The organism is Azoarcus sp. DD4 (assembly GCF_006496635.1).
In the GTDB taxonomy this organism is placed as follows: Bacteria; Pseudomonadota; Gammaproteobacteria; order Burkholderiales; family Rhodocyclaceae; genus Azoarcus.
Map to the genome: position 1 here is coordinate 2298592 of NZ_CP022958.1, position 23924 is coordinate 2322515.

Below are 23924 nucleotides of genomic sequence, written 5' to 3' on the forward strand. Positions count from 1 at the left end.
GCGTCAGGCTCTTTATCGAAGGGAGATGGAGAAGGGCCGCTCCCTATCGAGAGCCGACACGTCGTGGCCTGTGATGGAGAAGGCCGGAACGAATGGATATTCGCGGCCGGCGCGGTCGTAGAGGATGTATTCGGGATGGTGGCCAGGCTGGAGCATCTGGCCGAAACGAAACACCGTGCTGGCCGGACTGATGGCGATCAGATGAACCTTGCGGGCCCGCATCACGTCTTGCACGTGGTTAATCGTCCGTCGGGCGACCTGCATGAACTGGTCTAGGTCGTCCGGATGTGCAATGCAGTCGGAATCAGGACTCGGCGTCGTGATACGAAGCCACGGCAGGCGTCCGACGGCCAAATCCGGTTGCAGCGCCGGCGGTATGGCGTCCTCGTCGATCGCAGCGCTGAGTTCGATGGTGATGAGGACCTCGGAAGCACGCGCCTGGGGCATAGTGCTTACGCTGAAAGTGCCGACGGGCTTGGGGGCGACGTCGGGATTCCACGCCCACGTGCGACGGCTCCTGCTGTACTGGAAGACTTGGATGGCTTGGGCTTCGCCCATGATGCGGCCTGCCAGCACCATCGTCGGGATATGGTGGAGCGGGAAGACGGCGAGATTCTCCGTGAGTGCGCCACTTGCGCCGTTGAATCCGGCGACCAGTTGGCGGATATCCCCTTCGTGGTCCCGGAGGTACTGGGACCAGAACCCCGGCGTGTTGCGATCGTCACGTGGAGCCTTACGGCGCACATAGTGGATAACCCCTGGCAGCATGGCGCAACCGGTTGCCAGAATGGCGTCGATCAGCTCGGAGTCATGAAAGTAGGTCGGGACGTGGGCCAGATTGGCATGCAGCGTTGCCGCGCGGGTGCGCGGGAATGCCAGAGAGCCCAGGTAGTTCCGCACCATGTCGCGGTGGGTCCGGCGCATCTCGTACAGGGTGTGGGGTATGTAGTCGTCCGGGGCAAAGGAGTCGATCAAGCGGTGATGCGCATCGCACATCAGCATGATGTTCTCCGGGTTGTTTGCGAGCCGGTGGGAGTCCTGCTGGTTGCCGCGCGGTCCCTGAGGATCGGACGCGATGATGTGAGCCAGATATCCAATCCTGGCGGTCCGGGTCCAAAGGGGGATCTCGGTCAGGTCTTCCCCGCATCCCGCGAACATGCATCGACCACCAGCATCAGCCCAGACCTTCTGCGCTGTCTTGTCGGTGATCTCCGGCCCTCGACCGGCGGTCCTGCCAAGCAGCCCATCGCGCGTAGCAATGAGGGCATCCACGGCTGGTTTCGACGACACCTGGGAATACGTCCAGCTCGGATCGGCTACGTGAGCATCCTGTAGGGTCTGAAGCGGTAGTTCCAGGTATTGGAGCAGACCTTGGGCTACCAGCTTCTTCAGGCACTTCTTCGCCTCGCCTTCGGGATCGGCCGGATGCAGGGAGTGGTCTGGCCCATCGAGATCCACAACCTTGCACAGGAAGCCGCTGTGGATATAGGCGACGTGGTGTCGAGAGGCGAGGCGAGCTTCCAGCCAAGCCACTAGGTCCTGATCGTTGAGATAGTCGGTGGAAGGGGTAACGCCGGGTGCGGGCGCATGGGGGCTGGTAGCCATAGTGTTCGGCGTTCTTCTTCGTTGGCAGCTGCCTACGTGGGGGCGAGAAATCCCGTTTCAACCCCATGGAATCCCGATGCTCATGACGAACCGCTTCCGACTTGGTGGAGAGAAGTGACTTCGAGCATCGCGCATCGCAGCGCGGTGAGGGTCTGATGCCGGACGATCAGTTCTTGATCTGAGCGGCAGTTCTACACAGGATCGGTGCCACGTTCAGCGAGCAGTCATTCAACCTCTGGCGATGAAACGCCCCCGGAGTGGGGGCTGGGAATGTGGGACCGTCAGTTGCCGTTCGGCGTTGGGGCTACGGCCTGCAACGATAGGTGTGTCGAGGTGGCGGACACTTCGAGGTCGTTCGCGCTGTGCAGGATGAGCGCAAAGACACCGTCGCGCGGATCGAATAACTCGCGGAAATCGTCACCACCAAGCTCGGTGCGCGCCAATTTCCACCAGTCATCGAATGCGTCGACATCCGGATTGCAGCCGACGGCGTAGGCGATGAGCTTCTGGCGCCCATCGGGCCTGCGCTCGCCACGCTCGGCCAGGAAATACACGCCCTGATCCTTGACCAGGACGACGCGACATTGGTTGAGCACCGCTTCGAGGAGCACGGGGCGCAGCTCGGTACCTTTGAATCGAACAGACATGTGATCTCCGGGAAAAGAAATGAAGGGCCTCCCGTCGAGAGGACGGGAGGCCGCGTGGGGATCAGTGCTGAGCAGACTTACGGCCGGACAGGCATTGCACACGGATGCGCCGCCAGTTCCCGTCGTCGATCAACCGTTCCAGCGACTCGCCGAGCGCATCGAAGAACACCTTATCGACCCGCTCGACGAGTTCGCCGTCACGGTGCAGTTCCACCGCGTACAGGTCGAGCCCGCGTTCGTACAGGACAGTGACGCGCCCCTCGAACTTCGCCGTGGCCACCGTGAAGCCAATGGCCGGCGGTGTCGCGATGATGTCGCCGGGCAACGGATCGACCCACGTGAAATCCCGCGCGCCGGCATCCACCATGAGGTGCGCGATGCGCCGGAAACCATCGGGCGCAGGCAACTGCTCCATCTGCTGGATCAGCTCCTGCAGCTCGGGACAGCGGGGCTCGGGGATCGGCAGCTTCGCCGGCGCGGAACCGAGCACGAGCGTCTTCACCGTGTAGGGCTGGCCGTCGGCGGTGAACTCGGTGCGTTCCTCGGGCGTATCCGCGCGCAGACCGTCGAAGCGGTGTCGGGCGTAGGGTTCGACGTGCACCTTGGTGCCTTCGTCGGGCACCTCAGTCACGAGCGCCCGGTCGAGCACCGCGAACTCGGCTCGCCCGGTCTTGACGACGATGGCCTCGTCGGTCCTGGCGATGACCTTGCCCTCGAACGGCTTGGGATCGATGTGGAAGCCCAGCGTGGAAACCTTGGGCTGGCCGTCGAAGATGTTGAACTTGAAGGTGTGGACGTTGGAAGGCACGTGACCGCGAACGAGCAACGGCATTTGTGCGCGGATGGATTGGGTGTCCATGGGAAACTCCTTGTGGTGACCAAGGGACTCCCGCCCGCAAGGGAGGTATGTCCCTTGATGGTGAGGTGGATGGACGCGGCATGCGCCCGGCGGAAGAAGCGACCAGCGCGGTGAACGGGGCTCACCAGCCGCTGTAGTTCAGCACCAGATCGGCGATGACCTTGCGGCGCTCCAGATCGAGACCGCCCAGATCGGAAAGCCCCTCGAACCCGCAACGCTTGAGCATCGCGCCGCCCTCGCGGGCGTTGTAGAAGCTCACCATCGCGGACAGGAACATGCGCTGGCCGCCGCTGAGGACGTCCAGGGCGTCGTTGAGCAACAGCACCTTGGGGCGTAGATCCCACTTCGTGGTGGCACGCCGCAGGCCTTCGGGCGTGCCGTCGCCGAACCATTCGGGGCCGGCGATTTCCGCACCGCGCTTCCATGCTTCGAAGAAGGCCCGCGGTGCTTCGGCGAAATGCCGTTCTTCCGCGGCGATCTGATCAAGTACGTCCTGGGGCAAAGACTGGTTCATGAAATGGCTCCTGGTAAGTGGAAGTCAGGGGTGGATGCGTTGCTGCCAGCGGCCTGTTGCAAGGGCGTGGTCGGCGGCGTGCTGCGAGCGGAAGTACTCGACGGATTCGCGGGACACCGGGCCGTTTTCATCGGCGGTGCCGAGGTAGTGGCCGGCGGCGCTGCGGCGCACCTGCAGAGGCGGGCGCTTGCCGGTGTAGGCCAAGGCCAGAAAGTCAATGGCTTCGGCACGGGCCTGTGCAGCCCTCAGCGGCGCCGATGCGAATGCAAGGGACATGGGGCTCTCCTGGTTGAAGGACCGGGAGCTCCACACCCGGACGGGAGCGGATACCTCCCGAAGGGTTGAAGGAAAGAGCATCGACGTCGTGAAGACGCTCGTCCGCGGTGGGCGATGCGAGGCGGACTGGTTCGATCCACGCGGCGAACCGCGTTGCAGCCTTGAAGACCGGAGCTGCCAGGGCATGGTGCTGACGACGGTCAGCAGCACATGACTGCAGGATGGACGCGACGCATCACTGGCGTCTTCGAGGAATGCGCATTGCACAAGGGCCGATTTGAGGCTGCGCGACACCGATCAGGATCAAACAAAGACCAACAGGCCGAAGGCCTTCAAGCCTTCAGCCGTGGAAGAGATAGACCACCTGTGGGCTGTGGCAGTCCCGGCCGTCGTCAAAGCCGCTCGCTGCGTCAGCAATCGCACCCGACCCGTGTCGTGGCTGGGGTCGAAAACCTTCGGCACACATCCGCGCACAAAAGGAGCCCGTTGTTCCGCCGGCGGGCACCGGCACCGAATACCGGTCGACCCGAGGGGTCTCCTGACGGCTCGCCACGGCACAGGTCGGCCAGGCGTCAGGAGACCTCTCGTCATCGACGGGAGCATCTCGATCAACGGAGTCGCGGCAAACGCGATTCGCGGAGGAACGGCCTTCTCGTCCCGCGGACCCATGGCAGGGTCGCGAGACGCGCACACCGTTGCAGAAGGCGACGTGTGCTGGGGAGTCCCGCGGGGTGCGGGACGTTGGCCCCGCCGTCGGACACGGCTGGCGTGGCGAAGGGATTCGTCGGTGTCAGGACGCCTTGCGGGAGGCGCGCTGCTTGCGCGCCGCTCCACGCTTGCCTGTCGAGCCATCGACCGGCAGCGTGCCCTTGCAGTCCGGGTAGCGAGTGCACGACCAGAATGCGCCGCTCTTGCCGGTGCGCTGGCGCATCTGCGCGCCGCACTGCGCGCAGGATGGCGATGGCGGCAGCTTGATGGCGAGCGTCGCGCGGCTGTACTGCTGCACGAGCTGGATCACCCAGGCGGACTGCTTGGCGATGAAGGTGTTCAACGTCAGTTGACCCGCCTCGATCATGTCTAGAGCCTGCTCCCAGACCGCCGTCGTTCCCGGATCGGCGATGGCGGCCGGCACGGTGTCGATCAGGGTATAGGCTGCATCCGAGGCGCGGACGGCGCGGCCCTTCTTCAGCAGATAGCCGCGGCCGAGCAGGCCGCTGATGATGTTGGCGCGCGTGGCCTCGGTGCCGATGCCCGTCGTCTCTTTCAGCTTCTGCTTCAGGCGCGGGTCGGTGACGAGCTTGGCGACGCCCTTCATGGCCTTGACCAGCTCGCCCTGGGTATAGGGCTTTGGCGGCAGGGTCTTCAGCGCCTTCAGATCGACATGACCTACCTGGCAGGACAAGCCGGCTCGCAGCGCCGGCAGCACCTGACTGCGCTGGGCGTCATCGCCATCCGCGTCGCCTTCCTCCGGCGCCGCCAGCACCTGGTGCCAGCCGACTACGGCGATCTGCTTGCCCACGGCCAGCAGCGACTGCCCGCCGCACGCGAGCTGCGCCACCGTGCGGTCGAACTCGTGGTGGGGCAGGAACTGCGCCAGGTAGTGCGCGCGGATCAGTCGGTACACCGCCAGTTCCTTCTCGCTCATGGCCGACAGGTTGGCCGGTTCGAGCGTCGGGATGATGCCGTGGTGGGCGGTGACCTTGGTGTCGTTCCACGCGCGTGAGCGCTGGTTGCGGTCGAGCTGAGCGATCAGGGGGCGCAGACCGGGATCGGTCTTGAGCAGGCTCTCGAGCACGGTCGGCACTTCGGCCAGCATGCTCTCGGGCAGATAGCCCGAATCTGAGCGTGGATACGTCGTCGCCTTGTGCGTCTCGTACAGCGCCTGGGTGATGTCCAGCGTCTCCTGCACGTCGAGGCCCAGCTGCCTGGAGCACACCTCCTGGAGCGTGCCGAGGTCGAACGGCAGTGGCGGGCCCTCGCGCACGCGCTCGGTCTCGACCGACACCACCTGCGCCACGCCCGCGGTACGCAGCCGGTCGGCGGCCTGCTGCGCCACCGGCTGCTGCAGGCAGCGGCCGGCGTCGTCGGTGCTGGCCGGTGGCGGCACCCAGTTGGCGACGAAGGGCTGGCTGCCCGCGGACAGCGCGACCTCAATGGCCCAGTACGGGATGGAGACGAAACGGGCGATCTCGCGGTCGCGATCCACCACCAGCTTCAGCGTCGGCGTCTGCACCCGGCCCACCGACAGCACGCCGGTGTAGCCGGCCTGGCGCCCGAGCAGGGTGAACAGCCGGCTCAGGTTCATGCCGATCAGCCAGTCGGCACGCGAGCGGGCCAGGGCCGAGTAGTACAGCGGCAGCGTCTCGGCCGACGGCTTCAGCGCGCCCAGTGCCTTGCGGATCGATGCATCGTTGAGCGCCGATAGCCACAGGCGCTGGATCGGCCCGCGGTAGCCGCACAGCTCGATCATCTCGCGGGCGATCATCTCGCCTTCGCGGTCGGCATCGGTGGCGATCACCAGCTCGCTGGCCTGGCCGACGAGCTGCTTGACGATCTTGAACTGCGCGGCGGTCGCAGCCTTGGGCTCGACGCGCCAGCGCTCGGGGATGATGGGCAGGTGCTCAAGAGTCCAGCGCTTGTAGCGCTCGTCATAGCCCTCGGGCGGAACCGCTTCGACCAGATGACCGATGCACCAGGTCACGACGATACCCGCACCGCTGTAGCAGCCGGAACCACGCTGGCCGGCACCCAGCACGCGGGCGATGTCCTTGCCTTGCGAAGGCTTCTCGCACAGGAACACGCGCATGGTGAAGCCTCCTCGGGAATGTGCGGTTCATCGGATGGGCAGCAGCATGGCTGGGCCTGGAGAGACCGGCCGCAAGGAAGCCGGACGGCATGGACACCGAATTGTGATCGGCTGGGGAATGGTCGCCGCAGCGGTATGCACGGACCGCGGCGGCATGAGGGGCGGGAGTTTGGCGTCGGGAGGGCGGCTGGAACTCGGTGGACCGCAGTGGAACTATCCCCAGGGGATAGCCCACTGGTGCACGGCGGGCGTCTGACGGTTGCTACAGCCGCCCGCGATACAGGGTCACTGGCCCCCGGCCGGCTTGGTGCCGAGCGTCACCGCCTCGATGCGATACGGCAGGATGCCGACGCGACGGGCCTCGATCTTGAAGGTGACGCGCTCGTTCTCGTCGGCGTCCTCCCATTCGTCGCGCACGGTCCGGCCTTCGACCAGTACGCGCATGCCCTTCTGGTACAGCGACCGCCAGTGCTCGGCATCGCGATGCCACAGCTCCACGGGCGCCCAGAAGCCGCCGCGGTCCTCGTACTCGCCATCCTTCTTCGGGATGGGATTGTCGAAATAGACATTCAGCCGCAGCAGCCTGCGCGGCTCGTCGTTGCCGTTGGGGAATTCGCGGTACTCCGGCGCAGAACCGACGTTGCCCTCGCCGACGAAGTGTGTGCTCATGGTGACTCCTTGGGAATGGTGGGAATGGATGCGACATGCCCGTGGACACGCCGCAGATAGGTCGCCTCGGCTTGCGCCATCCTGCTGGCGCATTCCAGGGCGAGGCGGGCGATGCTGTGGGTCTGACTGATCTGCATGTTCAGCGCGATGCGCTGCAGTTCGATCGCATACAGGTCGTCGATCAGCGAAGCCGGTGTCGCGGGGCGATCGAGCAGCGACTCCCACAAGGCCACGCCCATGGTTGAGCGGTCGAGGTTGCGCCAGCGCAGAAAGGTCGTCCCTGCGCCAGTCGTCTGCTGGGCCAGTTGCACATCGAGCAGGTTGAAGGGGTAGGCCCGCGCCTGGGGCAACACCTGCCGTTGTGCCAGGGCGATCAACCCGTCGCGCAGCGCCATGCACTGGCTGGCCCAGGTCTCCAGACTCCCCTTACCTTTAAAGGGCTGTAAAAGGCCCTTTAGGTAGCCTGCGTGTTCCAGCAGCTGGAAGTTAGCCTGTCCCAGCGGAATGAAGCGCCCTGGGCGGCCGGAAGAAGACGCTGCCGTCATGCCTTGGCGCCTTCGTCTTGCGTCGTGGCGTCGGCTGCGCCATCGGCGAGGCTTGACTCCCAAGCGTCCGCGGCCGGTGCCTCGGGCCGGTTTCCCCGCTGTGCTATGGGTGGCGCAAAGCGCGAACGGCGCGTGCCATCGAGCACGTCCTGGGGCAACTCGCCGAACTTCTCCAGCGCCGCCCGCGCCACAGCGTTCTTCGCCGCGAAGTCGTCGCGCGTCGTGCCGGAATAGCGGTACTGCTGGGCCAGGGAGAACAGGCTGCGCAGCGCATGCGCACCATCGTTGAGCCAGCGCTCCAGTGTGCTGCGGTCGATGAGCGCCGTGTGGTGCGCCAGGATCAGCTTGCGCGCCAGGTCGTCGTAGTCGGCCAGCAGGTAGACGGCGGCAAAGCCGAGCTGGGCATTGACGAACAGCGGCAGCTTTACCGGCTGCACGTTCAGGTTCTCGCCCAGGCTGAGCGCAGGAGGGACATCCGCGAGCACCTGCTCGACCTGCTCGCGCAGCGCCTGCAGGCGGACCTTCGTATCGGCCAGCTTGTCCTCGATGCGCAGCATCCACCAGTCCGAATAGGGGTCGTCCTGCTCGGCGCCGCGCTTCATCTTGTTCATCACGCTGATGAAGCCGCTGAGGCCGACGATGCCGGGGCGCCCCTCGGTCGGTGCGCGGCCGTGCCAGATGCGCGATGCGTGGTGGGTGTGCAGGGTCAGCGACATCGCGCTGCGCAGCGATCCGAGATTCAGTTGCAGATCGTTGGCCATGGACGGACTCGTGAAGAAGGAACGGGCTGCCAGCATCGGCAGGCGCCGGAAGGCTGTCAGTGAAGAAACCGCAGCGAATGACCGCCCGTTTAGGCCGGCAGGGGAAGGGAGCGTGGTGCAGCTATCCCCAGGGGATAGGGATGCGGGGGGCCGGGGCGTCCCGGTCTGAGGGCGCGAGCCTGTCGGTCCGCCTGACGGCACGCGATGTGCCATGCGACCGTCCCGGGGGGCTGGACTGGGATAGCCCATGATGGCGCTATCCCCAGGGGATAGCTCCCGCGACGTGGCGGCGATCAGGTGATGCGCAGCATCGATCGCAGATGCTCGATGTGCTGCCGGACCACCTCGGGATTGGCGGGTGGGGGCGCTGGAGCGGTTGCGGCCTGGTGTGGCGGCGAAGCCGGCTTGTCCATGCCGGGCGGGTGCTGGCCCACCCACGCCTTGAACTCCCCGCGGATCGCCTTCTGGATGATGCCGAACAGGTAGCCAGCCGGGTTGCGCACCGTGCTGGTCCGACAGCGTGCGTCCCATTCGTCGAGCACGGCCTGGCGCAGCGAGGGCTCGACCTGCTGCAGGGCGACCAGCGCTCCGGCCTGCTGCTCGGCCTTCAAGCTCTGGAAGCGCCGGGGCAGGGATGGCGCCGGCGCGTCTTCGGTGTCGCGTGCGCGCGGTACCGTACGTACTTCATACATACGATCTCTACGTACTGTACGGTCCTGCTTCGGATTCCGAAGAGCGCCGTCTGACGCGGGTTTTCGGCCTGCTTCGGATTCCGAAGCGGGGGCTTCGTCGTTCCGAAGCAGGGCGTCTTCGCCTTCTTCGGATTTCGCCGCGTCCGACTCCTGTGGATAACTGGGGGCCTCGCCAGTGTGTTCGTCCGCCAGCCTCTGCGCGAGTACCTGCAGGCGGGTGGGCAAGCTGCGGCCGCTCAGCAGCGGGTCCTCGGCGATCTCTCGGAGCGTATGCAGGCCGACCCGTTGCACCGCCTTGCTGGCGTGGGTCAGCGCCTGGCTGACTAGGCCCAGGTAGTCGGGGTCGAGTTGCATCGCCTCGAAGGGTGTGAGCGGTTCGTCGTGGAGCACGTAGAGATTGCCCTGGATGCGCCCGGTCCTGGGATCGCGCCGCCGGCGCACCAGGCTGAGCCAGCGGGTCAGCCGCAGCAGGGTGAGCGCCCTGGCCACCGTCTCGTGGGAGGCCTTCGGGGTGCAGGGCATCGATGCCAGGTAGGGGCGCATCGCTTCGTAGGTGGGGAAGGCGGTGATCCCGTCGTTGTTGAGCAGCAGGCGAAACACCTGCCAGGCATTTCGCTCCAGCGGCGTGAGCCGGGTGTCCAGGAGCAATCGCCGGGGCACGCTGTCGTGGCGATTCCCGCTGAACAGGAAGCCATCGCTGGGCAAGGGCCCGCTCGCGGCCGAGGGGATACGCTTGGCGGCATCGTCGAGCAGCGCCGACAACGGCACCGGGCCAGCGCGCGAGGAAGATCCGCCGGTGCCCATGGCCTACACCAGTCCCTGGTCGATCCAACTCCGCATGGTGGCCCAGATGACGGAGGCCGGAAGATCCAGTTCCTCGGCAAGTTCGAGGGTGAGCTCCAGCATCGCCGCGTCGTCCTCGAGCGCAATGCCACGTTCTTGCACGGCCGGTTTCCAGCACTCCCACAACGCGTTCTCATGGGCTTCGCTGAGCACCGGATGGCGGCCCTTGCGCTTGGGCAGGCCCAGGATGTCCCGGCGCAGCGCCACCTCCTGGTGAGTGAGCCCATAGAACTTGCTGACCATCTCGGTGCTGGCGCCCAGACGCAGCATGCGATCGACGGTCGCGATCTCCTTCTCGACGTCGCGGACCTGACTCAGTAGCCGCTGCAACACGTCCCGGTTCACCTTCACCGAACACCAGGACACGGTGGCGTTGACCAGTACGCTGACCAACGCGGGGTGCTTCAGGGCTTCCAGCTCCTGTTCTCCGAATCCCATGGCCTTGCAGCGACGCAACTGCCCGTTGCGCAGGTCGTGCAGGGCTTGGGCGATCACGGCCTGATTGAGGGGATGCGGAGCCGACATGGCGTATGTCCCCCCGGCTCAGGTGGCGGTGGACGAGTTCGCGCCGGCTTCCAGATCCAGCAGGCGGCGCGCCAAGCGCAGCAGACGGAAGAGTTTCACCAGACCGTTGTCGCTCAGACGATCTGAGGCGGGTCTATCCCGCCGCCCTTGGAGGAGTGGGCCCAGTGCATCGGTCAGGCGCAGGTCGTCCAGCGTCGAGAGCGGCACCGGCGCGGCGAGGTAGCCCGCGCTCAAGGCCTGCAGCAGGGTCAGCACGGCCCGGGCGAGAAAGGGCAGCGAATGTGCGTTCGCCGTCAGGGCATCGGCGTTGCAGACGTAACCCAAGCCGTCATCGGTGGGTTCGATGCAGTCGGCCTGTCCGGCCTCCTCGGCGATCTCGCGCGCAAACTGCGCGATGTGCACGCGCAAGCGCTCGGGTGCGTCCAAGCCGGGCTCGATGTACCAGACATCCGAGATCGGATAGAGCCCGCCGGCCTGCACCGGAATGGCCCGCAGCACGTTGGCTTCGAAGTCCGGCAGCGCATCGCCCAACTGGTCGGCCACCATGCGCTGGATGGACTGCAGGCGTTCGGTGGTCGGGGCGGGCGAAACGATATGCCCCTGCAGGCGATCGACATCGGGCGATGGTGAGGCGTGGATATCCTGCGCCGGTGCCGCGGCCTCCTCGAGCGAGGGCGGCGGAGCGGGGTGGCGGGGCGTCCCGGCGGCTTCCGAGAGAGTCCGAGGCGGCGTGGCGGCGCTTGGATGCCGCGGAGGCGCTGTGGCCGGGGTGGGCGCGCTGCCCAAGGCACGCTGCCGGCTTTCGTTGTCCCCGACCTCCAGGTTCAGCGTGTCGTAATCGACGTCGAGCTCCTCGGCCATCTGGCCCACCAGTTCGTCCTGCACGCGTTGTACCGAGAACGCTTCGGACGCGCTGTCGAACGTCGCCAGGACCTCGTGGAACAGCGCCTGGAAATCCTCGCTGGTGCGTTTGCCGTGGGCGGGCTGCTCCCAGATGCGCTCGCAGGCCCGGCGCAGAACGGCCAGACGCTCGACCTGATGCCGGCCGAGCCCGCCATACAACACGTTCGGGATGGCCGGCAGCAGGTACTGCACGGCGTCGCGCATACGGCTGATGTGGGATTGCTGGATGGGAAAGCCGTCGGCGGTCAGGCGACGGGCAAGCTCGGATTGCGAAAGGGCCTGTCCGCATTCCTGTTCGTAGAGCTCGCGTGCCTTCTCGACGCCGAGGGCGCGCTCGATGAAGCTCAAGCCGCCGTGCAACTCGTTCTCGGCCAGGTGGCCGGTCAGCGCGACGATCTCGCCGCGTGCCGGCCAGGGCCGGAACAGGCAGGGGATGCGGAAGAAGCGCTCGTCCTTCGTCTCGCTCCACAGCTCGCGCAGGATCGCTAGCCGGGTGTTGCCGCCATTGCGGATGATGTAGGCGCTCTCGCCGGGGCGACGGGTGATCGCTGGCGGCGCGTCCAACCCGCGCTCGCGGATCGAGGCCTTGATCTCGTCGTAGAGCGGGTTGCGGGTGACGCGCGGGTTGTGGTCGTAGGGGCGCAACTGATCCAGCGTGACCACCATCGGGGTGTCGGCGATCGGATCGGTCAAGGCCGCGGCGTCCTGGCTGGTGCGCGCGAATCCCTCGGCCAGCAGCTTGCCGGCCATGTCCTGCGGGGTCAGGTCAGCCATGCTCGGGTCCCCCGCTGCTGTGGTCGGCACCGCTGGCGGCGGCTCGCTGTCCAGCCCGACGCAGCTGCGCGCGGGCATTGCGATCGGCGCGGTGGTCGCTGGCCGTGGAGCCCGTGAAGACCGGGGGCAGCCCGGCCTTGGTGAACTTGAGGTGGCCGCCCGGTGTTCGCACGACCTGCCAGCCTTCGCTCAGCGCATACTCGATCAACGGCCGCAGGCGCTTGTGGCCCCGACACAGGTCACGCGGGTTTGGCATGGGAGCGCCTCCCTCGATGCTTGCCGGCAACCGTGTGGAGTTGCGCCTGCCATTGGGGAAACAGCTCGCAAGCCAGGGCGCGGATGGTGTCCAGCGCCGCCGGCGCGACGCGTGTCGCGGGGCGCCGGTATTCGACGCGATGAACCGGCAGCCCGCGTGTTGCCGCGCGGGGATAGGCCTCGACGGCCGGGATGTCGGTAGCCAGGACGTGGACGCCGGCGTGGTCCCGGAAGATCTCGCGCAGCGCTTGCTGGATCGCGCGGGCGTTCGCCGACACGGGGTGCACGCGGTTGATGAGCAGGTGCAACGGCGGCGGCGCGATGCCGAGGCGGCGATAGGGCGCGATGTCCTCGATCAACTGCAAGGTGCCACGGCGAAGTTCGCGTGCGGCGAGGATCTCCGGGGTGACCGGGGAGATGGCCAGGTCGGAAGCCAGGACGGCCATCTCCAGCAGCACGCTGCGCGCGCCCTGCGTGTCGATGAGCATCAGGTCGTAATGCGGCGCGAAGGCGGGGAGCAGATTGCGCAGCCGCAGGCGACCGTCCGGCGCATGCAGCAGCAGGGTGTTCAGCTGGCCCTTGTCGTCGTTGGAGAGCACCAGGTCGAGGCCGGCGATGGCGGTGCTGGACACCAGCTGCGCATCGCGCTGCTCGTTGAAGGCCAGCAACTCGTAGATGCCCCCAGGCGCCCGCCTGTCGAGGGTGAAATAGCTCGACAGGGTCGGCTGGACGTCGAGGTCGACCAGCAGGACGCGCAACCCGGCGTCGGCGACGAAGCCGCCGAGGTTGGCCGCGGCCGTGGTCTTGCCGACACCGCCCTTGGTCGAGATGATGGAGACCACCTGCATGGCGTCGCTCCTCGATGGCAATGACGGGAGGAGCGGGGCTCAGACGCGCTCTTTGAGGCGGTCGGCGATCCACTGGTCGATCTCGGCCGAATCCCAGCCGACGGCACGCACCCCCAGGCGCAAGGCCTTGGGGAACTTGCCCTCCTTCATCAGGTTGTAGATGTGGGCGCGCTTGAAGCCGGTCTTGGCCTCGACCTCGGCACGGCGCAGGATGCGGCGTTCGACGGGAAGGTCGAGGGCGGTCTGTGAAGACATGGTGGGCACTCCTTGACGCTCGGTGGCGCTGCTACGGAAGTGCCTCGTATTCAATAGCGTATGCTGGACAAATGCACTGCAATTGCAGTGCGTGCGACTGCGGTTGCAGTCGGGTCTAGGCGGCACTGACCTGCCGCTTGGCGGCCGCGAACTTCGCCCAGAGCGTCCGTTCGCTGATGCCAGGTCGCCCTTCGTGGTGGGCGATCAACGCGCTGATCACCGACTCCAGGGTCTCGAACGAGGAGTAGGGCGTCCCGCTCGGTGATTTGCCCAGCAAGAGCGTGAGTAGTCCGCCGACGATGTTCAGGTACGTGGTCTCGCTCCTGGGGGCCAGGGTCCGCTCGGAGGGGCCTTGGCGCTTGATCTCCTTGCGCAGGGCTTCGAGCTCGCTCTGATAGGTAGCCAGTTGCGTCCTGAGCGCTTCCCGGTCGGCGAGCAGGGCTTGGACGGCTTCGACGCTGATCGCCGGGTGCAACTGCCGCTCGATGTCGTCGAAGAGAAACGCCGGCTTGTGGCTGGGATAGAAGCGCGTCATCCAGGCCCTGAGGTCGACGTGCCGGACGGTCAGCTCCCCATCATCGAGCAGGGACGGATTGTCGCAGGTGATGCCAGCCCGGCCGTAGGGGAGTTCGCGATTTCGCATGGCATCGAAGATGCGCTCGACGTTCAGGCGCAGCATCGGCCACCGTGGGAAGTCCTCGGGGCCGGGAATGTTGCGGGCGCCGACGACTTCGAGGATGCGCGACTCGAACCGGTCCAATCCGCTCCATCGGATGGCGGCCTCGATGGGGCGATAGAATGTCCTGCAGTTGTGAAGACGGTCGCTCCTGCGCATTTTCGCTCCCGGTCGTCCAGCGTGCCAGCCAGAACGCTTGAATTCCTCATCGACACAGAGGTGGTCCTCTTGCGCGCCTCGGTCGCCTGTGGTACGAGGCGGAAAGCTTGATACCGATTGGGCGCAGCGTTCATGATGTACATGGAGCGCGGCGGCATCTCATTGCGCTCCTGCCATCGCCGGCGCCGCTGCCTCTATAGCCGACTGGCACACGCCGAAAGCCGCGTCTTTCGGCGCGGGGTAACGCGTGGAGTGTTAATGCTTCATGCATAGCCACAAAGACCAATCGGGTCTAAACGGGGCTGGCGAAGTCATCGACGATGGGGTTAGACCGGTAGCGTTCTGCCGCTGGTATTGCGCGAGAGAGTAGGGTGCGGCAGGCGGTGATCGATGCGTCACGTTCCTGTAACGCGGCAAAGTCGCGGCTTCTGAGCGAGAAGCCGCGCGAAACGGCACGAGTTTCCGCTGGCCGCCCGATCGCGTGTGGTGTCCTGATGCATGCATTTTGGGTCTTGGCAAAGACCCAAAGGGAAGGGTGGGAAGGGTTGCTCTTCAGGTGGGAGTTGGTACTCGGGGCATGCAGGCGCAGCCGAGGCGTGCCCGGTTTCGCAAACATGGGGCGCATGTTCGAGGCCGGTGCGACAGAGTGCCCCATTGACGAGGCAGACTGTACGCGGCGTGTGTTGCCGGCGTGTGCGGTGCGATCAGGCGACCTGGTTGGCGCGCGCGATGAAGTTGCTCAACTGCTCCGACGGCTGGGTGTCGGATCGCAGAAGATAGGTGGTGAGCACGCCCGAATCACCGGCTAGCGGGCGGGCAACCACGTCCGCGTAGCGGCATGCTGCCAGATGCGCGGCGCTGGAGAAGCCGATTCCGTAGCCCGCTGCCACCAATGCGAGCATCAATTCGTGCGAGGTCACCCGCTCGACCACCACAAGCTGCGCATCGACCGAGTTCAGCAGTCGCTCCAACTGCCGGCTGCAGCCTTCGCAGACCTCCGGGTGGCAAAGCACCAGGGGATGGGTTACGACTTCGTGCAGGGGCACACGCTTATGCGCCAGTAAAGGGTGCCGGGTTGGCACGGCTACGACCAACGGGTCCTGCCAAACCGGCTCAGCGATGATGCCATCGCCAACTTGGTCCGTCAGTGCGAAACCGGCGTCATAAAGGTCGTCATGCAGACCCTTCAGGTGCTGCGCGAACGAAGTTTCGAACAGTCGGATCTCGACATCGGGCTCCTCTTCCCTGCACAGCGCGAGGAGCGCAATCAGGCGGGTTCGGGCAATTCCGTCGGATAGTGCGATGCGCAGTGTGCCACGATAACCGGCGGCGGCCGACTTAGCGTTGGCCTTCGCCTGTTCAAAGGCGAGGGTCATCCGGCGCGCATCTTGGAGAAATACCTGTCCAGCCCACGTCAGGCGAGTACCACGGGAATTGCGTTCGAGCAGCACCACGCCCAGGTCGGATTCGAGCTTCTTGATGATGCGCGAAAGGGGGGACTGTTCGATGTGCAGACGGTCGGCGGCGCGGCTGAAATTCAGTTCCTCGGCGACGGCGATGAAACAGCGGAGTTGGCGCAGGTTCACCGAAAGCTCCTCGAACAGTTGCGGGCGTTGACGACAGTCGGCCCACTCGTGACACGCGCTCGGTTGTGCATAGTGGTACTCGAGGCAAACGGCGCGATCAAAATCTCGTTGGAACTTGTTCGGGTGAAACAGATCCCTATACAGAAGTACGAATACCACGCATTATCATATATGCTATGTTGGTGTCGCAATGGTTTGCGGAGCCGACTACGACATCTGTGTTTCTCTAGCTAGCCTATTACAACTAGCTAGCGCCAACACGTGCCGCGATTGGCCGGCAGGTAGGCGCCGATTCCGCCAGCGACATTGGGCGCCGGGGCCATATCCGAGCCGAAGTCTCGGTACCAGGCATTCCTTCCGGCCCGGGACTCGATGTTGGCGACCTTGCGCTATCACAGGCGAAGTTCGGCGGTTGAACGACAGGTTCCACACGTCAACGAGTCATTACGCTTTGCTGACATGTTACACATCACTGGCTTGTTACATGTCACTGGATGGTACACCTCGCCGGTCCTCGCATCTGGAACCCCCATCTCCCCGCAAGATATGCGCCAAGAGCCGTTAGTCAATGAAAGGTCAGAGTGTGGCGGCATTCGCATCCGCTCATCGTCGATCCTTACACATTCTGGCAGGAAACTTGCGGGGTACTTCAGCGCATGGGCGCACCGAGAAAGGGTACACATCATGACCAGAACGACATTTGAATTCTCTCGAGACTCCGAAATTCCGGAGGTCAACAAGATCGAAACTAGCGCTCCTATACGATGGCTTTCGTTGGGATGGAATGATCTTGCACACAATCCCGGCCCAAGTTTGGCCTATGGGTTCCTTGTCACTGCGATGGGTTGGGTGATCTTGCTATTTACGAGCTCCCGCCCAGCTCTATTCGCAGCGGGTGTCTCAGGCTTTCTATTGGTGGCTCCCCTAATCCAGGCAGGCTTGCATGAGTTGTCACGACGACGTGCCGCACGAGAGCCGGTCAGCTTCGAAAGTTCGCTTGAAGGATGGAACAAGAACAGGCAGCAACTCTTCAGCTTCGGGCTCGTACTTGCACTATTCGCGTTTGCGTGGGCGGGCATCAGTGATGTTCTCTTTGATGAATTCTTCGCTGGCGGCATGCCCGAAACAACGGGTACCTTGTACCAAACTATTTTTGCTTGGGACTATCCTGGCTTCAGAATGGTTTATGTCCTCGTTGGTGCCGTCTTGGCATTGTCGGTGTTCATGATTTCGGCCGCTTCGGTACCAATGATTCTCGACCGCTCGGCCGGTTGCCTGGCTGCCATGACAACCAGCGCCAGGGCAGTCAGCGTAAATCTCACTCCGATGCTGATATGGGCGCTTCTAATTGCCACTCTTGTCGCCGTCGGTTTTGCATCCCTTTCGCTGGGTCTGATATTCATCTTTCCGTGGCTAGGGCATGCGGCTTGGCATGCATACAAGGATCTCATATCCTGAGGAGGACGACCTGTGACCCGGGCTGCTACTCGTCAGCTTGTGCCTCCGCGTTACAGTCGGATGGAGAGAGCGCGGATGCGTATAACCGAGGTCATCAAGTCAGTCTGAGGTGCGCCCGCCGGGGCGATAGCAGGGCGAGCAGTACTCATAGCTTGCTTTGCGTCCTATCCCTCAAATGGGCGACGACCTTGGCCTGGGCCGTGTCTCTCCAATCCGCCCAGCTTTGCATTTTGTCATCGCTGCCGGACACGCCGGTGAGCCGCTGATAGCGATCGCGATAGTCCGCCAGATCATCGGCCGGCGCCGATGCCGGGGCGGGCCCCTCCAGCAACTGGCGACAGCGTTCCAGCTTGACCGCGCGGCTGCGGTTGGCCAGCCAACCGTAGAAGTCCTGCGCCAGTGCCAGGACACTGGCCCATTGTTGGTCGCCGAGTCCGGTCTGATCGACCTGTCGTTGCGCTCGTGTGTCTAGGCGAGCGCGCGCAGTGCCTCGTTCCATTCCGCTTCGGGCGCGTCGGCGACCAGACGGATGTCGGGATCGACCTGCGTGTAACGTCGGCGCCCACGCCCGAAATGACCGTGATCGCGGCCGACGCGGTTAGAATCTGAACCCTGCGCTTGCACGCAAACCCACCCGGTCACGATCATCGGTGCAGGCGGTGACGTTCGTCGGAATGTGCACGCGAGCACAACCGCAGCCTCAACCACATTCCGTTGATCGGCCACAAACCGGGGCGGGGGCGAGAAGCTGACGTACAACGAACCTGACGGCCCGGACGGCCATGAGCAGGACAGAAAACCCCCGGTACGCCCGACGATGACTGCCCGGCTGGTTCAGATTCCAAGTCTTGCAAGAGGCTCTATTGCGACAAGCATCAGCGGGGGCACCCGCAAAGGATCGCCGTAGCGCTGATGCTGGCTACGGGGCGATCCGTCTCGGTCGTACCTTCCGACCTCTGAGCGACGCCCCGCTGGCAGGCCGAACCATCACGTGTCGAGCGCCCCCGCGGACACCAGTTTGTCATAGACACGCTCGGTTCCGTGGAACCTCTCGGGTTCTGGTCCAGCACTCGCCATGCTGACGAGCGCACCTGTTGACAAGGTCGAACCAGCCACGCTAACCGCGGTTAGAATCGATTCCCGTACCATGAGGAATGAATCGAGGACACCGTCTTGGCGAAGGTCGCAGAACCGGCCCCGCCGTGCGTCGAACCCGTCTGATAGGTTCTGCTGGGCGGATAGCCGGGATACGACGTCCTCGGCTCTATATCCTGCGTTACGGACGATCCACCGCAGCGGTGTCTCGAGTGCTGTGAAGAGGGCCTCCGCACCTCGATGCGCATCATCGTCGAGGCCGACCAAGCTTTTCCTGGCACCCTGAGCGGCACGGAACATCGCCACGCCACCCCCTGGAAGCACTCCGCTTTCTGCCGCGGCCAGCATTGCTCGTCGGGCATTCTCCACGAGCGGCAGCCTCGCTTTGATCTCTAGATCGGTAGCGCCCCCGACATGGACGGTGGCAGTGGCTCCCAGCAGAATTTTTAAGCGATCCTGTCGCTTTTCCACGTAATCCGACTGCCCCGTCGGCGACGCCGTGGCACGTTCGCTATCTTCGATTTCACGGCGCAGGAGCACAATGCGCTCCCGAAGGGCGACCGGATTCCCGTGAGCTCCTTGGATCACGGCGCGCCCAGTGTTCAGGGCGGCGGAGTCTGCCGAGCCCAAGTCACTCAGTTCCAGGGTCTCCAATGAGCGGAAACTGCGATCGGTGAAGGCCGTTCCGCCAAATAGGGCGGCCAAGTCCTCCAGGCAGTCTGCCCGCGTTTCTCCGAACATCGGGGCTCTGGCCACCGCGACGTCGACCACCCCCGCGCGCCGGTTTCTCAGCAGGCCCGTTTCCACGCTTTCGCCGACGTCACCGGTGAGGACGAATAGCGGCCGCTGCTCGTGACGCGCCACCTCCAGCGCCGGCAACAACTCTTCGAACTCGGTCAGCTCACCGTCGTGGAAGAGGATCAGGGGCTTCCGAAGATCCAGCATGCCGGTCGGAGGGAGCAGCTGACGAACCAACGCAAGCGTCTCGAAGTGGGTCCCGAGCTTCACGTCCACAACGTCGTCCACGGCGTCCCCCATCTCGACTTCGATCACCCCGTCGACGCCGACCCGCTCATAAGCCTCCGCCAGTAGTGCGCCAATCCTCTCGTCTCCGTTCGCTGCGGCGCAGGCCACCATCTTCAGCGTTTCGCGGCCAGCTGGCTCGGTCATTGCCGCGATTTCCGCAAGTACCGTCGCGGCGCCACGCGCCAGGCCTTCGCGCAGCCCCAGCACGCCCACACCGGTTGCCGCCAGCGCCAGGCACCGGGTCGCGAGCTCGGCGGCGAGGATGATCGCGGTCGTCGTCCCGTCGCCTACCGAAGCCGAGATCCTCAAGGCAGCGTCGCGCAGAAGTCGCAAGCCCATCTCTTCCTCGCGATCCAGCATCTCCATCGCGCGGGCGACCGTGACCCCATCCTTGCTGACGTTCGGCGCGCGGCCCGCACGATCTTGAAGCATCACGTGCCGGCCGCCGGGGCCGAGCGTGACAGCCACCACTTGGGCCAGGCCGCGCATTCCCGAGGCGAGCTTGTCTGCGGCGTGCAGACCATCGGTGATCCGGCGACTCCGCGTTCTATCTGAAGGATTCTTTTCCATTGATGTACCTCATCGTTCCACGAGCAACTTCACGCCGCAAGACCTTCAGGTGCGCCAGACGGGCCCAGGTGGAGATAAGCTTGCGTTCGCCATAACCGAGCAGGGCCCGGACCTCGACCTCTTCGTCACGATCCAACTGGCCGCCGAACAAGGCTACCAGCACCTCCATCCGTTCGTCGCCCAAGGCGTCGGTCAGGCGGGCGCGGTCAGCCTCCAAGGTGCGGATCTCTTCGTCGAGGACCTCCGCGGCCTCGGACAGGATCTCGATCGCCCAGGTCTTCGAGTCAGCAGTCATGACGTCGCTCGCTCTAGTCAGCCGCCACTCGCGACGAACTCTTCCCGGTGCACGTGCTCGGCGGGAATCCCCAACCTCGTGCAGCACGCTCGCGCCGCCTCTACCATCGGTGCCGGGCCGCACAGGTAAACCTCGGGCCGCTGCGCGCTGGCCGTAAACCACTGTTCGAAGGCCACCACGGCATTTCCGGTAAACCCTGTCCAGCCCTCCGGTGGGTCCATCAGCGCGAGATGCAATGTCAGCCCCGGCATGGCGTGCGCGAGCTCGCGCAGCTCCTGCTCGTAGAACATCGTCGCGCTGTCCTGCATTCCGAAGAAGAGGTGGCATTCGCCCGGATAGTCTCGACGCGCGAGCTCGCGCAACATGCTCACCAACGGTGCGAGACCGGTGCTCCCCCCGATGAAGGCCTGCACCGTGCCGTTGGCGTGAAGCCGGAAATCGTCCACGGGGCGGTGTGCGCCGTTGGTGCCGACGAAGGTGAACTCGCCAAGCGGGCCCCGTAAGTTCAGCACTTGCCCCGGAGCGGCGCCGTCTTCCAGATAGGCGGCAAAACGCCCACCCGGGACGAGGCGGATAAGGAACTCCAGGATACCTTCGTCATTGGGCAGGTTTGCGAGCGAAAAGGCGCGCGTATCATCGGTGCCGGGGAGGCCGATCTCGACGTACTGGCCGGGTTCGAAATCGAAGCGCTGGGGCGCCCCGTTCGTTGGATCGATCGACTGCAGCACGAGACGGTAGACCGTCGTGGAAAGGCGTTCAACACTCACGACCTTCGCACTGATCTCCGCCACCGTGCATAACCCGAGGCGATCGCTCGTATACGGGAACTCGAGCACCAGGTCGCTGCGCGGGAAGGTGTCACAGGTGACTACGATGCCGTCCTCTTCCTCGTTCGGCGGGAGCACTTGAACGTTGATCCGCTCCCCGAACTCATAGTCCCCTTCGGTGCATTCCGCCTTGCAGCTGCCGCAGAAGGCCTTCTTGCACTGGCACAGGAGGCGGACGTCCTGGCGCAAGGCGGCGGCGAGAATGTTTTCGTCCTCACCGCATTCGAATTGAAATTGTGCACCGTCCTCGAAGCGGGACGTGATCAGATACTTCTCGCTCATGTTTCTACTCTCTTCCTTCGAGTTTGAATTTTGGAGACCATGTCCTTCACGCCGGGCGCCGCACACGGCTCCACGTCGAACGCTGTTGGACGAAAAGGGGAGGCCGCCTCACGGCGCCGGGCGAATTCAATCGCAGCCCTTACTCGTCCTGCGCCTCGATCACCACGGAGTGATACCGATCAGAGCGAGTGCGAGCGATGTAGTCGTTGTCGTGCAGGTCGTCCGCCGACGGAAATGCGAGGATCTCCTCACCGCAGCGAGGGCAGAAGGACTTGTCGTGCACAACCTTAACCATTCCAGCGGAGAACTTATAGGCGCACGCGCCGCATTTGTAGGTGTATTCGAAACGGAAGTTGCTCAGGTTGTCTGCATAGTTCAATTTAGCTTCCTCCGGTCGATACGTCCCTGGCTCTCAGGCGCCCATGCTCGGGGCGACACCCTAGTTCGTTAAACGGCAAGTCTGCTATCCAGCCCACGACGTCAGTCTCCGTCCGTGTGAAGGAGGTGGGCGACAATTGGGCGCTGAAAGAACCGGATCTTGCTCTTGGCGGCGACGACGCAGCTCTCCGGGCGCTGGGCGCATCCCGTGTGCAGGTGTCGCTCCCCTTCGAAGAGATCCCACCGCCACATCATCGCGAGTTCGGTGGCGACGACACGAAACCCGTCCTCTTCGTGGATCATCACAGTCGTGCCGATTGCCTCCGGGACGCCGGCGAGGCCTGGAATGTCGGCTACGTCCTTTGTGTTCATTCTGTCTCCTCATTGGTCACGGCGAGCCCATGAATCGGCGCACGGCCGATCGCCGAGGGGGCTGCGCACGGCGCGATATTCCGCGGCCCGCAATGGAAGCGCAAGCGCTACGCACGATCATGCACTAGCCTTCCGCGCTCACGGGATCGATCATGGTCTCGATGCACGAAATCGCATTCGCCGGAAAGCCGCCCGCGCGGGCGTGCTCGCGAACCGCCTCTTCATTGGGCGCGATATAGACGCAATAAACCTTGTCGGTGGTGACGTAGCTATGCAACCACTGCACCTGCGGCCCCATGTTCTGCAGGATTCCGCAAGATTTCCGGGAAATCGCCGCCAGCTCGTCCCTGGACAGCCTTCCTGCGCCGGGTATGTGGCGCTCGATGAGGTACTTGGGCATTTTCGTGCCTCCATTGATTTTGTTTTGTGTTATGAACGGGCCGCGCCGGATTCCAGCCGCGGCCCGTTGCCGAGCGCGCCGCGCTCTTCCTACTGCACGCTGATTTCTGTCACGCCGCGCAGCTTGCGCAACTCATCCAGCGGCGTGGAAAGGTAGGTCGGCGCACGCAGCTTCAAGAGTTTGCTCACGAGCTGCTTCTCGACGGGGGCGAAGTGGTTGATCGGCATCATCGGTGGCTTGCAGGCCTTTCGAAAGGCGGTGCACAGGCGCTGCATCTCGACCGGGCAGTCGATGTCCTCGGCCTTTCTGAGCCACTCCCTGGCAACTTCGGCGGCGTCTCGGCCGTCGATCGTCATGTCGAGGAGTGCGTCGTCGGAAATCGTCGCCTCGCTATGCAGTTGCGCCACCCGCATCTCGATCCGTGACTCGATCCAGTTCGACTCCTTCTTCAGCGCGTAGGTGGCGCGATCGGGCCCCAAGTGCTCCTTGCGAAACTGTTGGAGCATGGCTACGCCTTGCTGAACCGTTCGCAATGCCGCGATCTTATCCAGCCATTCGTCGCGTAACGGGCTGTGGTACCAATGTTGTTTGGACATCGTTGTCTCCTCAATAGACGCTGTCTACCTGGGTCTCCAGGCCCAGCAGCTCGTTGGTGATGATGAACTGATTTCCCAGCGTCATCGCCCGGCCGATGGTCGTGCTCACATTCACGAGCAGGTCGTAGACCGTGTATTTCTTCCCCAGGATCTCGGTCGCTTCGTCGCAGTCGATGACGATCTTGCCGTTGGCCTTGATCCACCAGTAGCCGCCCCTGTCCTCGATGGCGATGGTCGGGTTGTCTTCGATCATCGGCTTGATCATCTCGTCGATGATGGCGTCGATTTCCTCGGCCTTCATCAGGGCCAGCACCACGGCGTCGCTCGTCTGCAGCTGGCAGTTCTTCTCGTCGAGAAAGTCGTCGATGAAATCCTGCCCGTGCCTGCCGTTGGTGCCACTGTTGTACGCATTGACATTGCTGGTCAT

Annotated in this window: 27 protein-coding genes; 1 reads left to right on the forward strand and 26 read right to left on the reverse strand. The window is 64.4% G+C overall.

Features of this window, described 5'->3' with window-relative positions; translation table 11 throughout:
* Positions 1-12 precede the first annotated feature (12 nt).
* The 17 genes from CJ010_RS10770 to CJ010_RS10850 form a co-directional block, all read right to left on the reverse strand.
* Positions 13-1605 (reverse strand): SAVED domain-containing protein, encoded by a 1593-nt coding sequence (locus CJ010_RS10770; RefSeq protein WP_240794564.1) that lies wholly within the window; start codon positions 1603-1605, stop codon positions 13-15.
* Positions 1606-1886: 281 nt separating this feature from the next.
* Positions 1887-2252 carry a DUF3085 domain-containing protein gene (locus tag CJ010_RS10775; protein WP_141018028.1) on the reverse strand — a complete coding sequence of 122 codons (366 nt, stop codon included), beginning with the start codon at positions 2250-2252 and terminating at the stop codon, positions 1887-1889.
* 61 nt (positions 2253-2313) lie between these two features.
* Positions 2314-3111, reverse strand: coding sequence for a GTPase (locus CJ010_RS10780; protein ID WP_141018029.1), 798 nt, complete (start codon positions 3109-3111; stop codon positions 2314-2316).
* A 121-nt stretch (positions 3112-3232) separates the two neighbouring features.
* A complete protein-coding gene (locus CJ010_RS10785) occupies positions 3233-3625 on the reverse strand; it encodes a hypothetical protein (RefSeq protein ID WP_141018030.1) in 393 nt (130 codons plus the stop codon).
* Positions 3626-3649: 24 nt separating this feature from the next.
* A complete protein-coding gene (locus CJ010_RS10790) occupies positions 3650-3901 on the reverse strand; it encodes a hypothetical protein (protein WP_240794565.1) in 252 nt (83 codons plus the stop codon).
* Positions 3902-4691: 790 nt separating this feature from the next.
* Complete coding sequence (locus CJ010_RS10795; RefSeq protein WP_141018031.1) at positions 4692-6707, reverse strand: DNA topoisomerase III; 2016 nt, start codon at positions 6705-6707, stop codon at positions 4692-4694.
* 285 nt (positions 6708-6992) lie between these two features.
* Positions 6993-7376 (reverse strand): single-stranded DNA-binding protein, encoded by a 384-nt coding sequence (locus tag CJ010_RS10800; protein WP_141018032.1) that lies wholly within the window; start codon positions 7374-7376, stop codon positions 6993-6995.
* Complete coding sequence (locus CJ010_RS10805; RefSeq protein WP_141018033.1) at positions 7373-7921, reverse strand: DUF3158 family protein; 549 nt, start codon at positions 7919-7921, stop codon at positions 7373-7375. The genes CJ010_RS10800 and CJ010_RS10805 overlap by 4 nt, the downstream gene beginning before the upstream one ends.
* Positions 7918-8682 carry a PFL_4669 family integrating conjugative element protein gene (locus tag CJ010_RS10810; protein ID WP_141018034.1) on the reverse strand — a complete coding sequence of 255 codons (765 nt, stop codon included), beginning with the start codon at positions 8680-8682 and terminating at the stop codon, positions 7918-7920. The genes CJ010_RS10805 and CJ010_RS10810 overlap by 4 nt, the downstream gene beginning before the upstream one ends.
* A gap of 293 nt (positions 8683-8975) precedes the next feature.
* The gene (locus CJ010_RS10815) at positions 8976-10178 is read right to left on the reverse strand and encodes an STY4528 family pathogenicity island replication protein (protein ID WP_141018035.1); all 1203 of its coding nucleotides are present in this window, start codon (positions 10176-10178) and stop codon (positions 8976-8978) included.
* 3 nt (positions 10179-10181) lie between these two features.
* Entirely contained in the window at positions 10182-10742 is a 561-nt protein-coding gene (locus CJ010_RS10820; RefSeq protein WP_141018036.1) for a DUF2857 domain-containing protein, read from the reverse strand.
* Positions 10743-10760: 18 nt separating this feature from the next.
* Positions 10761-12419 (reverse strand): ParB family protein, encoded by a 1659-nt coding sequence (locus CJ010_RS10825; protein ID WP_141018037.1) that lies wholly within the window; start codon positions 12417-12419, stop codon positions 10761-10763.
* Positions 12412-12675, reverse strand: coding sequence for a type II toxin-antitoxin system HicA family toxin (locus CJ010_RS10830; protein ID WP_141018038.1), 264 nt, complete (start codon positions 12673-12675; stop codon positions 12412-12414). Before CJ010_RS10830 ends, CJ010_RS10825 begins: the two co-directional genes overlap by 8 nt.
* Positions 12659-13522 carry a ParA family protein gene (locus tag CJ010_RS10835; RefSeq protein WP_141018039.1) on the reverse strand — a complete coding sequence of 288 codons (864 nt, stop codon included), beginning with the start codon at positions 13520-13522 and terminating at the stop codon, positions 12659-12661. The genes CJ010_RS10830 and CJ010_RS10835 overlap by 17 nt, the downstream gene beginning before the upstream one ends.
* A 39-nt stretch (positions 13523-13561) precedes the next feature.
* Entirely contained in the window at positions 13562-13777 is a 216-nt protein-coding gene (locus tag CJ010_RS10840) for an AlpA family transcriptional regulator (protein WP_141018040.1), read from the reverse strand.
* A 115-nt stretch (positions 13778-13892) separates the two neighbouring features.
* A complete protein-coding gene (locus tag CJ010_RS10845; protein WP_141018041.1) occupies positions 13893-14612 on the reverse strand; it encodes a hypothetical protein in 720 nt (239 codons plus the stop codon).
* Positions 14613-15316: 704 nt separating this feature from the next.
* A complete protein-coding gene (locus CJ010_RS10850) occupies positions 15317-16198 on the reverse strand; it encodes a LysR family transcriptional regulator (protein WP_141018042.1) in 882 nt (293 codons plus the stop codon).
* 684 nt (positions 16199-16882) lie between these two features.
* Here CJ010_RS10850 and CJ010_RS10855 point away from each other — a divergent pair.
* A complete protein-coding gene (locus tag CJ010_RS10855; RefSeq protein ID WP_168224932.1) occupies positions 16883-17656 on the forward strand; it encodes a DUF2189 domain-containing protein in 774 nt (257 codons plus the stop codon).
* A gap of 145 nt (positions 17657-17801) precedes the next feature.
* Here CJ010_RS10855 and CJ010_RS10860 read toward each other — a convergent pair whose 3' ends face one another.
* The 9 genes from CJ010_RS10860 to CJ010_RS10905 form a co-directional block, all read right to left on the reverse strand.
* The gene (locus CJ010_RS10860; RefSeq protein WP_141018044.1) at positions 17802-18155 is read right to left on the reverse strand and encodes a hypothetical protein; all 354 of its coding nucleotides are present in this window, start codon (positions 18153-18155) and stop codon (positions 17802-17804) included.
* 488 nt (positions 18156-18643) lie between these two features.
* Positions 18644-20347 carry a chaperonin GroEL gene (gene groEL, locus CJ010_RS10870; protein ID WP_141018046.1) on the reverse strand — a complete coding sequence of 568 codons (1704 nt, stop codon included), beginning with the start codon at positions 20345-20347 and terminating at the stop codon, positions 18644-18646.
* On the reverse strand, positions 20325-20642 hold the full coding sequence (locus tag CJ010_RS10875; protein WP_141018047.1) for a hypothetical protein: 318 nt from the start codon (positions 20640-20642) through the stop codon (positions 20325-20327). The genes groEL and CJ010_RS10875 overlap by 23 nt, the downstream gene beginning before the upstream one ends.
* Before the next feature lie 17 nt (positions 20643-20659).
* Complete coding sequence (locus CJ010_RS10880) at positions 20660-21751, reverse strand: 2Fe-2S iron-sulfur cluster binding domain-containing protein (RefSeq protein ID WP_141018048.1); 1092 nt, start codon at positions 21749-21751, stop codon at positions 20660-20662.
* Positions 21752-21890: 139 nt separating this feature from the next.
* Positions 21891-22130 (reverse strand): hypothetical protein, encoded by a 240-nt coding sequence (locus tag CJ010_RS10885; protein ID WP_141018049.1) that lies wholly within the window; start codon positions 22128-22130, stop codon positions 21891-21893.
* 101 nt (positions 22131-22231) lie between these two features.
* Positions 22232-22501 carry a hypothetical protein gene (locus tag CJ010_RS10890; protein WP_141018050.1) on the reverse strand — a complete coding sequence of 90 codons (270 nt, stop codon included), beginning with the start codon at positions 22499-22501 and terminating at the stop codon, positions 22232-22234.
* A gap of 124 nt (positions 22502-22625) precedes the next feature.
* Positions 22626-22901, reverse strand: a complete 276-nt coding sequence (locus CJ010_RS10895) for a DUF4242 domain-containing protein (RefSeq protein ID WP_141018051.1) — start codon at positions 22899-22901, stop codon at positions 22626-22628.
* Positions 22902-22990: 89 nt separating this feature from the next.
* Positions 22991-23497: a methane monooxygenase gene (locus tag CJ010_RS10900; RefSeq protein WP_141018052.1), complete on the reverse strand. Its 507-nt coding sequence runs from the start codon at positions 23495-23497 to the stop codon at positions 22991-22993.
* Between the two features lie 10 nt (positions 23498-23507).
* Positions 23508-23924, reverse strand: coding sequence for an MmoB/DmpM family protein (locus tag CJ010_RS10905; protein ID WP_141018053.1), 417 nt, complete (start codon positions 23922-23924; stop codon positions 23508-23510).